This window comes from Gordonia sp. NB41Y (genome assembly GCF_030718915.1).
Taxonomy (GTDB): domain Bacteria; phylum Actinomycetota; class Actinomycetes; order Mycobacteriales; family Mycobacteriaceae; genus Gordonia; species Gordonia desulfuricans.
The window spans coordinates 1,866,938-1,879,742 of record NZ_CP132196.1 but is presented as its reverse complement, the minus strand read 5'-3'; the positions used below and the strand labels follow the sequence as shown (position 1 = coordinate 1,879,742).

13 protein-coding genes and 1 pseudogene are annotated in these 12,805 nt (G+C 67.4%); 11 read left to right on the top strand and 3 right to left on the bottom strand.

Annotated elements, in window-relative coordinates; translation table 11 throughout:
* The first annotated feature begins 226 nt into the window (after positions 1-226).
* From Q9K23_RS07945 to Q9K23_RS07920, 6 genes are read left to right on the top strand one after another with little or no spacing between them, the layout of a single operon-like run.
* Positions 227-454 carry a hypothetical protein gene (locus Q9K23_RS07945; protein WP_053777069.1) on the top strand — a complete coding sequence of 76 codons (228 nt, stop codon included), beginning with the start codon at positions 227-229 and terminating at the stop codon, positions 452-454.
* Entirely contained in the window at positions 451-1,113 is a 663-nt protein-coding gene (locus Q9K23_RS07940) for a hypothetical protein (protein ID WP_053777068.1), read from the top strand. The genes Q9K23_RS07945 and Q9K23_RS07940 overlap by 4 nt, the downstream gene beginning before the upstream one ends.
* Before the next feature lie 8 nt (positions 1,114-1,121).
* Positions 1,122-2,675 carry an AAA family ATPase gene (locus Q9K23_RS07935; protein ID WP_020790169.1) on the top strand — a complete coding sequence of 518 codons (1,554 nt, stop codon included), beginning with the start codon at positions 1,122-1,124 and terminating at the stop codon, positions 2,673-2,675.
* Positions 2,676-2,686: 11 nt separating this feature from the next.
* The gene (locus Q9K23_RS07930) at positions 2,687-2,947 is read left to right on the top strand and encodes a hypothetical protein (protein ID WP_053777088.1); all 261 of its coding nucleotides are present in this window, start codon (positions 2,687-2,689) and stop codon (positions 2,945-2,947) included.
* A gap of 7 nt (positions 2,948-2,954) precedes the next feature.
* The gene (locus Q9K23_RS07925) at positions 2,955-3,293 is read left to right on the top strand and encodes a hypothetical protein (protein WP_053777067.1); all 339 of its coding nucleotides are present in this window, start codon (positions 2,955-2,957) and stop codon (positions 3,291-3,293) included.
* Complete coding sequence (locus Q9K23_RS07920; protein WP_152972713.1) at positions 3,290-3,793, top strand: hypothetical protein; 504 nt, start codon at positions 3,290-3,292, stop codon at positions 3,791-3,793. The genes Q9K23_RS07925 and Q9K23_RS07920 overlap by 4 nt, the downstream gene beginning before the upstream one ends.
* A gap of 68 nt (positions 3,794-3,861) precedes the next feature.
* Here Q9K23_RS07920 and Q9K23_RS07915 read toward each other — a convergent pair.
* Positions 3,862-4,974 (bottom strand): annotated as a pseudogene (locus tag Q9K23_RS07915) (NDMA-dependent alcohol dehydrogenase).
* A 308-nt stretch (positions 4,975-5,282) separates the two neighbouring features.
* Here Q9K23_RS07915 and Q9K23_RS07910 point away from each other — a divergent pair.
* The 5 genes from Q9K23_RS07910 to Q9K23_RS07890 all read left to right on the top strand — a co-directional run bounded on the left by Q9K23_RS07910 (position 5,283) and on the right by Q9K23_RS07890 (position 10,418).
* A protein-coding gene (locus Q9K23_RS07910) for an IS3 family transposase (protein ID WP_305950464.1) occupies positions 5,283-6,739 on the top strand; the annotation gives its coding sequence in 2 pieces (ribosomal slippage) (positions 5,283-5,652 and positions 5,652-6,739; 1,458 coding nt in all).
* Between the two features lie 37 nt (positions 6,740-6,776).
* Entirely contained in the window at positions 6,777-7,361 is a 585-nt protein-coding gene (locus Q9K23_RS07905) for a TetR family transcriptional regulator (RefSeq protein ID WP_305950463.1), read from the top strand.
* 114 nt (positions 7,362-7,475) lie between these two features.
* Entirely contained in the window at positions 7,476-9,056 is a 1,581-nt protein-coding gene (locus Q9K23_RS07900) for a sigma-70 family RNA polymerase sigma factor (RefSeq protein ID WP_053778871.1), read from the top strand.
* Positions 9,057-9,093: 37 nt separating this feature from the next.
* Positions 9,094-9,804 (top strand): hypothetical protein, encoded by a 711-nt coding sequence (locus tag Q9K23_RS07895; protein WP_053778870.1) that lies wholly within the window; start codon positions 9,094-9,096, stop codon positions 9,802-9,804.
* A 26-nt stretch (positions 9,805-9,830) separates the two neighbouring features.
* The gene (locus tag Q9K23_RS07890) at positions 9,831-10,418 is read left to right on the top strand and encodes a class F sortase (protein ID WP_020794510.1); all 588 of its coding nucleotides are present in this window, start codon (positions 9,831-9,833) and stop codon (positions 10,416-10,418) included.
* 51 nt (positions 10,419-10,469) lie between these two features.
* Here Q9K23_RS07890 and Q9K23_RS07885 read toward each other — a convergent pair whose 3' ends face one another.
* Together Q9K23_RS07885 and Q9K23_RS07880 are read right to left on the bottom strand one after the other, a co-directional pair.
* Entirely contained in the window at positions 10,470-10,946 is a 477-nt protein-coding gene (locus tag Q9K23_RS07885; RefSeq protein WP_053778869.1) for a hypothetical protein, read from the bottom strand.
* A 264-nt stretch (positions 10,947-11,210) separates the two neighbouring features.
* Entirely contained in the window at positions 11,211-12,770 is a 1,560-nt protein-coding gene (locus Q9K23_RS07880; protein WP_152972946.1) for a hypothetical protein, read from the bottom strand.
* Between the last annotated feature and the right edge of the window lie 35 nt (positions 12,771-12,805).

Below are 12,805 nucleotides of genomic sequence, written 5' to 3'. Positions count from 1 at the left end.
GGGCCCGGCGCCGCAGAGCGGGTGGCCGGGCCCGACCTCGGGTCAGGGGCCCGGTGGCCAGGCCCCGCCGGCCGGCTGGACGCCCCCTGCCACCCCGCCTCCTGCCACCCCGTCCCCGGCCTCACCGCCTCCTGTCACCCCGCCCCGTGCTGCCTCGCCGACCCCGGCGGCGCCACCTCCCGCGGCGGCGGCACCGCGGCCGGCGCCACCTGTCGTACCGGGAGGGGTGGGCGGTGAACCCGTGGTCCGCCGTCCCGGTCGTCGATTCCTGCCGCCGGCACCACCGGAACAGCAGTCCACCCCGGTGGTGTCGCGCGACTTCACGCGGACGCGGCGCAGCACCAATGCCGATGCGCAGAAGCTCAGCCGCAAACGCAAGATCGCCGGTGACCTCCCCGCGTGGGATCCGATGCCGCCCGGTGAGACGCTGGTGTCGCGACCGGTCCGGTCATGACCACCTCGCAGTACGAGATGTGGGTCGAGACACTGCGTCGCTGGCGCACCGATCCGTCCACCGACCTGTCGCGGCTGCCGCTCCTACAGGCCGATTCGTTGCCGGTGCAGGCATACCAGCGACTGTTCGTGCACCTCGGTGACGCAATCCAGACGATGATGAACGACTTCGCGGAGAAGTTCGCCCGCGACCTGGGTGCGGCGCGTTCAGAACACGACATCGCCCGGACACTGGTGAACGCCCGGCCGCAGCTGGCGCGCCGCATCCAGCTGGCCCGCCACCCCGGTTTGCCGCCGGAGGTCCAGCGGCCTCTGCTCGAGGCGGCCGAACGTGACCTGCGTGCGTTGCAGCAGGAGCTCGAACAGGGTTTCACCGGACCGTCGAGCCGTTACGGCAGCGATCGGGGCGCCGCGGAGCGGCTCTTGCACCTGGCCCGGCAGAACAGCTTCACCGCGATCCTCGCGCCCGGATTCCCGCTCGAATCGTTGTTCAACGCCTCCGGGGCGGTGCCGGCGGCCCCGGCCCCGGGTCGGGCTCCCTCCCCGCCATCGCCGCCATCGCAGTCGTCCCCGCGGGTCCCGATCCCGACGCGTCCAGGACCGGTCCGTCGCCGCGTCTTCTTCGGTGACGCCGCACCCGGCGCGCACCCGAGTCAGTAGAGGAAGTCATGCCCAACGGTTACGAAACCGCCGAGCAGATCCGCAGACTGCTCAAGGCCCGGGTCCCGCTGATCGTCGTCCGGACCTCGGAGAGCACTCGCGGACTCGACCTGATCTTCGCCGTCGCCGGCGAGTTCCGGTCGATGTCGTTCCACGCGCACTCACGGGCCAAGGGCCTCTACGAGGTGGGCTCGATGATGCCGGTGAGTGACGATCGGTCGTTTGTCGGCGCACTCGACTTCGCCACGTCGACCTTCGCCGCTCGCAGCCACGCGAACTTCGTGTTCTCCGATGTCGACGAGCTCGACGCCGACTCGGGCACCGCCCGCCACATGGCCGAGATGGTGCGGCTCGCCGAAGAGCGCCAGGGCTCGCTGATCGTGTTGTCGTCCGGCCCGGTGTGGTCGGGGCTGGCACGGTTGGGGATGACGGTGACCCTCGACCTGCCCGACGTCGACGAGCTCTCGCAGGTGGTCGACGCGATCGTCGAAGACCACCGTGCGGTGATGGCCGTCGAATGGCATCACGACGAGATCCGGCGTGCCGCAGAGATCCTGGTCGGCGTGACCCAGACGGAGGCGATCAACGCGCTGACCAGTCTGCTGGCCAAGGGGTCGCTGATGCGCGACGACGTCGAGGAGCTCTCGCAGTTCAAGGACCAGATCTTCGGCGACCTCAACGGAATCGAACGCATCCAGCTGCGAGAGAACGACTATCAGGTGGGTGGTCTGACCAAACTGCGTGAGTGGCTCCAGATTCGGGAAGCGCTGATCAAGGCCGACCTCACCAACTCGCCGCTGCGACCCCCACGCGGGGTGCTGCTGGTGGGGGTTCCGGGTTGTGGAAAGTCACTGAGCGCCAAGGCCATCGCCCACCAGTGGCGGATGCCGCTCTACCGCCTGGACATGGCGTCGATCCTCGGCATGTACGTGGGTATGTCGGAGAATCGGTTCGCCGAGGCACTTGCCGCGGCCGATCGCGTCGCACCCTGTGTGCTGTGGGTCGACGAGATCGAGAAGGCACTGGCCAGCGGGTCGGGTGACTCGGGTACATCGCGCCGTCTGATCGGTCAGTTCCTGTTCTGGCTGCAGGAGTCGCACTCCAAGGTCTTCTTGGTCGCCACGGCCAACGACGTGACCAGCCTGCCGCCGGAACTGTTGCGCAAGGGCCGATTCGACGAGCTGTTCTTCGTCGACCTCCCCGACGCCGAGGACCGCCGCGACATCCTGACGCTGTACTTCCGCAAGTACCTGTCGATGGACCCGTCCCCGTATCTGCTCGACGAGCTGGTCGGTGTGAGTGAGGGATTCGCCGGTTCAGACCTCGACGCCGCGGTCCACGAGATCGCCACCAGCGCATTCATCACGGGCGCCCAGCCCACCGAGGCCCTGATCATCCAGGTCTTCGCCAACGTGGTGCCGTTCAGTCGCACCAATCCCGAAGAGGTGGAGCTGATCCGGGCGTGGGGCCGTGACCGCGCCCTGCCTGCGGGACGTCCGCGCGACGACCTCAATCACGAGCCCGGACGCGGTCCCGGCCGTCGGGTCATCGTCTTCAACTGAGGAGTGTGCACGTGTCGGAACTACAGAAACTGAAGGCCACCATCGACGGCCTGGCCAACGGGGCCAAGCAGACCGGTGGCAGCCTCGGACAGTTCAGGTCCAAGTTCACCTCGCAGATGTCGCAGGTGCGGGCTGCGATCGGGGGGAGTGCCCAACGCAAGGACCAGGAGGTCATCAACGCCCTCGAGGCCGCCAACAAACAGGTGGCCACCGCGATTGCGGCGCTGGAGAACGCGGCAAAGGTCGCGAGCAACTACGGCAAGTCGCTCTGAGGCGCGCGTGACCCATCCCGACCCCGACGCGCTGGACCGGGCGGCGGCCGAGCTCGAGGCCCTTGCGGCCGAGGCACTCCGGTGTGCCGGACGGGCGCGTGAGGTGGCCCCACACGTCGACCGGATGGCGGATCGGACCGTCGCTGCCATCAGCGGCAGCGCCACCGGAAAGGACCGTCAGATGGTGGCACATCTGACGGCCGCAGACGGTCTCGGCAAGAATGCCGCGGCCGGGTTCGCCCAGGCGAACAAGATGGCCGCGGCGCTGGCCGCCCAGGCCCGCAGGCAGGCCAGGCAGGCGCGAGTGGACGCCGAGGCGAACCGGCGACAGGGGACGCGTCGGTGAGTTCCCATCTGGAGCAAGTGGCCGAGTCGGTGCGCCAGATCGCCGCGAGCACTGCGCAGCCGCAGGACATGCTGCGTGAGGTCGCACGCTCCGGCCACCGTCTTCGTGACCAGGCGGCGGCGCTGCAGAAGACGATCGACACCCGGGCCCTGGCCGCGCAACTGGACGCCGCGAGCGCCGACGTACGCAAGGCGTCCAACGCGATTCACGTCTTCACCGGCGACGCCACGGCCTTCGCCGATCGGCTCGCGCGCAATTCCGGTGCCGGTGCCTTGTCGGTCACCGCGCACGCACTCGGCGACATCGCCGCGGGGGCGCTGTTCGCCACCGTTGCGATGGCCGGTGCGCTGCAACCCTACTGGGACGTGGTCAGCACCATGGCCGACATGAATGCGGGCGATCGGGGTGCCGCCACCGAACTGATCCAGAAGAAGGCGGCCGGCGACATCCTCGACGCCGCGCCGGACAACGATCCGCCGCGGCGTCGCCGGATCCCCTGATCGAGGCACGCCCACACGGGCCGAGATACCTCGTCTCAGGGGATCTGTTCGGTCCCGCTGTGACCGGATCAGCGGAAGTGGATGACGCCGCGGATGTTTCGTCCGGCGCGCATGTCGTCGTAGGCGTCGTTGATCTGGTCCAAACTGTATGTCTTGGTGACCAGTTCATCGAGTTTGAGCTTGCCTGCACGGTACATGTCGAGCAGCATCGGCATGGCCTCGCGAGGGGACTTCATGCCGTACAGCGCGCCCTGGATACGTTTCTGCATCATGGCCAGGTTGTTGGCGTTGAATCCCGGGATGGGTCCGGCCTCGTTCTCCGGGCTGATCCCGGTGACCACCACGGTGCCTGCCTTGCGCGTCGCGGCAAGCCCTTCACCGACGAGTTCGTTGGTGACCAGACCGGCGGTCAGGATCACCACGTCGGCACCCTGCCCGTTGGTCAGGTGGGCGACACGCTCGGCGGAGTCGGCAAAGGAACCGAACGACTCGTCGGCGCCGAAGTCGAGCGCCCACTTCTGCTTGTCGGCAACCGGATCGATCGCGATGACGTGGGCGGCGCCGCTCTCGCGTGCACCCTGGACGGCGTTCATCCCGACACCGCCGACGAGCACCACGTCACCGCGTTGCACGTTGCCTGCGGTGGTCGCCGATCCGAAGCCCGTCTGCACCCCGCAGGCGACCAGACATGCGATCTCCAGGGGGACGTCCTTGGCGATCTTGATCAGTGAGAGCTGGTCGTAGACCTGCTACTCGGAGAAGGTGCCGAGCAGCCCCATGGTCGCGACGTCGAGGCCGTCGTCGCTGTGGATGCGGAACGTGCCGTCGAGTTGGTGACCGATCATGATCAATGCGCCGTTGTCGCACAGGTTCTGCATCCCCGATGCGCACCAACGACATTTGCCGCACGACGGGATGAACGAGGTCAGGACGTGATCGCCGACCTCGAAATCGGTGACGCCGGGGCCCAGCTTGCGGACGATGCCCGCCCCCTCGTGGCCGCCGATGGTCGGCAGGTGTGCGGCGCTGATGTCGCCGTGGGAGACGTGATCGTCGGAGTGGCACAGACCGGTGGCCACCATCTCGACGAGCACCTCCCCGGTCTTCGGCTCGTCGAGTTCGACCTCTTCGACCGACCAGGTGCCCGGTGCTTCCCGAAGCAACGCTGCTTTGGTTCTCATGGATCCGCTCCTATCGTGTGCCGGCGACGTACCGCTATGACCTATGGCCGGTTCGCCATATGAATGTGATCCACACCAGATGTCACACTGTGACAAAACCGCCTCCCCTTGCGTGAAGTGCCGCCGGAGGTGCGTGTGGGGGCACGAGTGGGTGATGATGGCCCGATGGGTTCGGGTGAGGGTGAGGTCGATGGGGGTGACCCTGTCGATCAGGGGACAGGGGCGGCCGTCCCCTGCATGCCAGGGTGAGTTGAGTCCAGCACTTCACAGCAACTCCGCAGCAGGGCGAGATACGGATCAACCCCACCATGACGATCTCCACCATCATTCCGGTCGAGGACAATGACCACATGGTCTCCACCCACCCTCGAGCCGACGGCCCCCGCCGCCGACGCGTGTTCAGCCCCTCCGACAAGCTCGCGCACCTGGCCGCGTACGAGCAGGCATGCGAAGACGGCCGCGGCGGGGCCTACCTGCGACGCGAAGGCCTCTACTCGTCGTTGATCAGCGAGTGGCGCAAGCAACGCGACGCCGGGGTCCTCGCCGGCAAACCCGCCGGCACGAAGGTCGGCAAGCTCACCGCCGAACAGGCCGAGATCGCCCGCCTCACACGGGAGCTCGCCCAGGCAAACAAACGGCTCACCACCACCGAAGCTGCCCTGGATATCATGGGAAAAGCACACGCTCTCTTGGAATCACTTTCCGAGAGAGCGGACTCGGACGACAAGCCGACCACGCGTTGACAGCGGCGTGGAACGAATTGACCGAGGCAGGGGTGTCGACGAGAACGGCCAGCGCGTTGACCGGTGTGGTCCGTTCAACGGCGGTCCGGCACCGCACTGCCGCGACCGCACCGACACCGCCGGCGACGCCCACACCCACACCCGCAGTCGAGCCGCCGAACAAGCTCACCGCACTCGAACGCCTGCGCATCCTCGAGGTGCTCAACAGTGATCGGTTCGTCGACCAGGCGCCGCTCGAGATCTACGCCCAGCTACTCGACGACGGCATCTACCTGTGCTCGGTGTCGACGATGTACCGCATCCTGCGTGAGAATGCCCAGGTCAACGAACGTCGCAGGGTTGCCGGGCATCCAGCGAAGGCGTGCCCCGAACTGGTCGCGACCGCGCCCCGGCAGGTGTACTCGTGGGACATCACGAAACTCGCCGGGCCGGTGAAGGGCCAGTACTTCGACGCGTACGTGATGATCGACATCTACTCGCGTTACATCGTCGGCGTGCACGTTCACGCGCACGAATCAGGTGTACTGGCAAGAGAACTGATGGAACAGATCTTCGCGGTACACGGCATCCCGCAGGTGGTGCACGCCGACCGCGGTACGTCGATGACCAGCAAGTCCGTCGCGACGTTGCTCGCGGACCTCGAGATCACCCGATCGCATTCACGGCCACGGGTCTCGAACGACAACCCGTATTCGGAGGCGGTGTTCAAGACCCTCGAGTACGGTCCCGGTTTCCCGGAACGGTTCGGATCACTCGGTGCGGCAAGGGAATTCATGATGCAGTTCGCCGAATGGTACAACCACGAGCATCGCCACAGCGGTATCGGGCTGCATACCCCAGCCGACGTCCATTTCGGTCTGGCGGCCGGCAAGGCCGCTGATCGCCGGCAGGTGCTCGATGCCGCCCGTGTGCGGTACCCGCACCGCTTCGGCACCACGGCGCTGCCGAAGATCCTGGCCCTGCCCGATGCAGTGTGGATCAATCAGCCGGCCGATGGATTCTCTGGCCGCTGTGGAGGCTGAAATGACAGTCGCGTAACACCTGCTGGACTCAACTCCCTTGACAAGTTCCGGTCCGGCGTTGACCAACGCGCATGCGCTCGCCGCATGTGCTCAGGAACTGTTTCTGCGCGACGGCTTCGAGCAGACCACGGTGGCCGACATCGCGCGTGCGGCCGGGGTCAGCTCACGCACCTTCTTCCGGTACTTCCCCGCCAAGGCCGACGTGGTGTGGGTCGAGTCCGACGCCGAGATCGCGGTCTTCCGTGAGGCGATGCACGCGGCGCCCGAGGGTGCCGACGTCTGGCGGGCGGTCGCCGACGCCATTGCCGCCGCCCTCGACCACGGCGACGCGGAGGAGACCTGGGCGCGTCACCGTGCCGAACTCATCCTGCGCGAGCCCTCGGTGCAGGCCCAGGCGGCGGTGATCTGCGCGCAGTGGCAGTCATCGATCGCCGAGTTCGTCGCTGCCCGGATGGGGATCGAGCAGTCGTCGGCACCCGCGGTGGCGATCGCCTACGCGGGGGTCGCGGCCTCCCGCGGGGCGCACGAGCTGTGGCTGTCGCAGACGGGACTCTCGTTGAGCGAGTGTGTCTTCCGCATGTTCGAGCTGATGCGTCCGGCGATCTCGACGGGCATCGGCTGACTCCTCGGGCCCCTCCACCGAACAGCAGACACAGAATCGGGAGAAATCGGACACACGCTTCTCCGGGCCGATCGGTGTCCGTAGCATCGGAACCGCTTGACCTGGAGGTTTGCGATGTCCTCAGCCTGGGAATCGGGTCGGAGGCCACCATCGGATGCCGAGATCGTCGCGGCCCTGCTCGACGGTGACACGGAAGCACTCGGTGTGGTCTACGACCGTTATGCATCGGCGCTGCACACCTTTGCCTACTCGATGGTGCGCAGCCGCGATCGTGCCGCCGACGTGACGCACGACAGCTTCGTCGTGGCCGCCGCGCGCATCCATCAACTCCGGGACCCGGACCGGTTGCGGCCCTGGCTGTATGCGATCGTCCGGTCGGAGTGTCTGCGCAGCCTGCGTGGGTCCAAACGCGAAGTGGCATTCCAGGACTGGCACGACACCGGCGTCGACGACGAGGCCGACGCCGATCTGCGCCGCGACGAGATCCGGGAACTGGTGCGCGATGCACTCGGTGGGCTCTCACCCAAGGGCCGCGAGATCGTGGAGCTGAGTCTGCGCCACGACCTCGACAATGCCGAGATCGCCGCCGTCCTCGGGGCGAAGCCGACCCACGTGACGGCGTTGACCTCCCGTGCCCGCCGATCGTTGGAACGCAGCCTGGGCGCGCTGCTCGTCGCGCAGGCGGGCGGGGTGGGCTGTGACGATCTCACCGACGTCCTCTCGTCCTGGGATGGGGAATGGACACCGTTGTGGCGCAAGCGGATCAGCAAACACATCGACGACTGTCCGGTCTGCCTCGGGGAGCGCCGCCGACGCTTCCACCCCGCCGCCATCCTGATCGCACTGCCGCTGCTGGCGGTTCCGGTGGGACTCAAGGTGCGCACCGTCTCCGACGCCGAACCGCAACTCGTTGCGGCCGTCCGGCATCCGGGAACGGCGCAGGCCGCCACCCCCGAGGCCCCGATACCGGATGCGCTCGATTCCCGGATCGCGCCGCCGCCGGTCACGATGAGCGGCAACGATCCACGGCCCGATCGCAGACACCGATCGCCGACCGACATCGCCGGTCGCGCGGCGTGGACCTATCCCGTCGCAGACCCGCCGCGTCGTCGGTGGATGATCCTGTCCGGTGTCGCGGCGCTGCTCATCGTCGTGATCGTGGGATCGGCGCTGTTGCTCACCGTCCCCGGCGATCCGCCCAGCCCCGTACCCGCGGTGGATGTCGACGCCCCGGCCACCGCGACGGTGGGGGAGCCGCGCACCTCACCGCCCGGGGGCCACACCGCACGACACGGGGTCCCCGTCGCCGGCGGGACCGAACTCGTCGCGACCGGATGCCGGGCCACCCGGATCGCAGCCGGCGACGTCTCCTCCACCGGTCTCGGCGCAGTCCGCACCGCCGCCTCCGGTATCCCAGCCGCCTGCACCTCAGCCGCCGGTGTCGGTGCCGCCCGAGGTGGCGCCTGCCGTCCCCGACCCCGCGCCGGTGGTGCCCGACGAGCAGGAGCCCGACCCCGGTCGGATACCCGACGGAGGGGGACCCGCCTTCGATCCACGCATCCAGTGCACGGTGTGCGGTTCGCTGGTGTCGCCGCCGGGTATCTCCGGGAACCAGCCGCCGGTGGTCAACTGATCGAGAAAACTTCTCCGGAAAAAGTTGTTGCATCCCGCCGGGGTGCCGACTCCCACCTCTGACGGTCGAACCAGTCGGCCGCAGAACGAGGAGTCTCCGATGACCACCACCCTCACCACCACCGGCCGTGTCTTCCTCGGTGTCGCCGCCACCGCCGCCCTGATCGGCGGAGGAGCCGGGATCGCCACAGCCGAGGGCCCCCTGGGGCCGGACGTACAGATCGACGATCGCGGAACACTCGTCGCCCCGGCCGACCCCGAACCGCCGACACCGGACCTGCCGGATCTGCGGGTCGAGTGCCCGAGCTTCGGATGCCCGCAGGCCGGCGGAAACGGAACGGGCGGCGACACCGACGAGGACGATCCCGATGACGGCCCGGTCGACGGCGGTCGGGTCACCGATGGCTCGGACGGTGGAGGTACCACCGGCAACTCGGGCTCGGGCGGCACCCACAACGGCACCGACACCGACACCGGCAACTCCGGCACCGGCAACAATGGCACCGGCACCGGGACGGGCAGCACTGGGGGCACCGGCAGTGGGGGCGCCGGCAACGGGGGCGCCGGCACCAACCCGAATGCCCCGCGGCCACCGGCTCAGCGGGCGCCACGCCCGTCGGTGCCCACGGCTACCGCACCCGCGGTCACCGTGCCCGTCACCCGGGCGCCCGAGACCACCGGGAAGGCCGGTCGGGTCCGCTTCGACACCGGCGGCGGACACGAACTCCCGGTGGCCGTCTTCGCCGGTGGCGCAGTGATCTTGGTGGGCGCGGGTGCGGCATACGCGGCTTCTCGTCGGCGTCGGCACTGAATCCGTGCCTCGGCGAGGAGAACGTCATGACCACGAGATCACTGTCGTCGATGATCGCGGCCACCACCGTCGTGATCGGCGCGCTGCTGGTGATGATCGCCTGCGCGTCAGGCACATCCACAGAAGCCGTGCGAACCGGAACGGTGGTGGCGGGGAGCCTGGCCGGCGCATCACCGATCACCGCGCCACAAGGAGATCCGGTACACGTCGGTGTCCCGGCGGTCGGTATCGACGCCGCCGTCCGGCCGATCATCGGCACCTCGGGTGAGGTGGACCCGCCGACCAATGGCGACGCGTGGTGGTGGACCGAGCGAGGACGACCCGGCTCCCGCGACACCGTCTTCATCGCCGGACACACCCTCGACGGCGGGGGCGGAGTGTTCGGGCGGCTGCGCGGCGTGCACCCCGGCGCGCAGATCCGCGTCGACACCACCGCCGGATCGAGGATCTACCGGGTGGATGCCACCGCTGTGTACAGCAAGAGTCAGCTCGAGCAGTATGACGAAGTGTGGCAGGCGGTTCCGGGACGCCTGATCCTGGTGACATGCCGGCTCGACGCGGCCGGCGGATCCACCGACGACAACCTGCTCGTGTACGCGAGTCTGACCCGGTGATCGACGAAGAGAATTCGAGAACAACATCGGGTTCGTGATCGGGTCAGTGCGTCACGGCACGCCGACCGTCGCAACACCGGGAAGCGACGGCTGTCCGGCATTCGGGTAGGCCGCCGATCCGGTCACCTGGATCGACAACAGTGCCTGACCGCCGCCGGGGTGGATGACCGCAGCGGTGGGCGCCGCATCGAGGAAGTACGGGCAGGGTTTCACGGTGACACCACCGGAGCGTCCCGTGGCCAGGCTGACATAGCCGATCCGGACCAGGGCGCCGCCTGCCGAACTCGAGCAGATCGACGGGGAGGCGGGTGCGGAGACGCGTAGTTCGCCGGCCTTGCCAGTCGTCTGTGCGGTGACCGAGGCAAAGTACGGTCCGGGGACCACCAGGCCGCTGACCGCCAGCGCCGAGGCCGGGATCTGGTAGACGGTGACCGGTGCGGCGTGCGCGGTACCTGCGGCGGGGACGGCGATCGCGGCCGCGGTGGCGGCTACGGCCGCTCCGGTGACGAGCCGACGTGTGGTGAGCATGGGCGGACTCCTCCGAGGTGCGGTGACAAGGACTCACCCGGTTTGTCGGCCATGTCGTGATCTGCGTTACACCGTCGCGCTCCAGCGGGCACCGCGGGTGTCGCCGATCCGGACTACCAGAAGTGGTTGCCGAGGGTTGAGGCGACATCCGGCGAAGTGGTATCACTGCGCGCAATCCGACGGCCTCGGCGAGCGGAAACCACGTTCTGCGGCGTCGGGACCTACGAAGCAGCCGTCGACAACGCGGGCTGCTCTGCGGCACTGCTACATCGGAGCTGAGAGGTAGGTGGACTTCTCCGATGATGCGCGTTGAGCGTGCGAGACCGCATCGCCGATGGTATCGGTCAGATATTGGGAGATAGGTTCGACGGCTGCGCGAAAGCGTTCCAACTGTGGTTCATTCAAGCGCTCGCCTCCGAAGACGCTGACGACGATCCGGTCGACCTCGGCGAGAGCCGCATCGATCTTCTCATCGGGCATCGGAGGACGGTCGCCGGCAACCCCCTGTTCTGCCAGATCGCCAATGAGGCGGATGGCTTCATCACGCAACAGACCCGATGACCCACGTCGATGGGTCCCGGCTACCACGTCATTCAAGAACCCGAGTGCACCGACGCGCAATTCCCGGGCATTCATCGGGAGGCCCTCGATCAGGCGAGTCAGCTCCGGCTCGACGTTTGCGGGGGCTGACTTGTCGGCGTCAAGGATCTCGGCCAGATGTAGGAGATAGCGCGCCACACTGAGCTGGCCCACTACTCCAAAGCTGGTCGCGCGCAGTAGATCAACCGGGGTGGGGGGCACGTGGGACCATTGTTGCCCGAACCGAACCACGGCCAACAGCGAGGTGGCCGACCGATAGATGTCCGAGTGTGGTTTGGGGAACAGAGTAATCAGGACGTCCTGGTCGTCTCGGAGCTCGACATCGCCGCGGTCTGGGTATGCCACTTGGACAGCAAGAATCCGTGCAAGCACGGATGCGAGGGCGTCATCGGGAATCGTGCGTCCGGCTTCTCCGTGGTCGCGTAGTGCCCGCACGACGGTGTGTATGGCACTCACCTCTTCGTCTGCGGAGTTCATCAACAGAGCATGGGCGCGGTTCGCATGGAACTGTGCCATTGATTCTGCTGGCCAATCAGCTAGTGCGGCAGCATACTTGGATTCCTGGAGTTTGAAGTCGTGTACCCGCATCAGGTTTGCAACCTCGGCATCTGGTTCCGGTGATTGACGCACGAGAAAGCGTGCTGCGGTGGCGGCGAGCCGCGCACTCTGCAATGCCGCAGGTATCAGCGCGGCGTCGGTCGAAGAGTGCTTGCACGTTTCCAGAGCTTCCTCAGCGAACATGAGTGCATCTCGCGCACCGCCGGGAATCGTCAGGTGGGACTGCGCAACCGCACACGCTGCTTCGGCGTGCTGAATCGGGGTGCTCTGAGCCATCTTCTCGTAGAGCCGCATTCGGCCGGCCAAGTCTGCAGGCTTGGTTTGGGCGAGTTCACGCCGTAGTCGTCGACCCGGGTCCCCAGTGCGCGCAGCGTGCTCAGTATGTGCGCGGGCCCGATTGGCAACCTCGGTTGGGACAGGTGTCTCGGTGGAGCGAAGGCGTTCGCTGAGAGCCGCATACATGGCGTTGACTGACCCACCGAACGCATTGGACACCGTTGTCGGCGACTTGTGAGCCGCAGCCGCTACTGCGCGGAAGCTGATGGACTCCAGGCTGGTCCCGTTGTCGAGGTGGTCGAAGACCAGCTTCTCGACGGTGTCGATGATCTCAGTTCTGGTGCGCTGTCGTCTGAGAGCACCGGTTCGGACCCGCCAGTCTTGAGTCATACGTCCACCCTTTACGTTCATTTTGAGTCCAATTT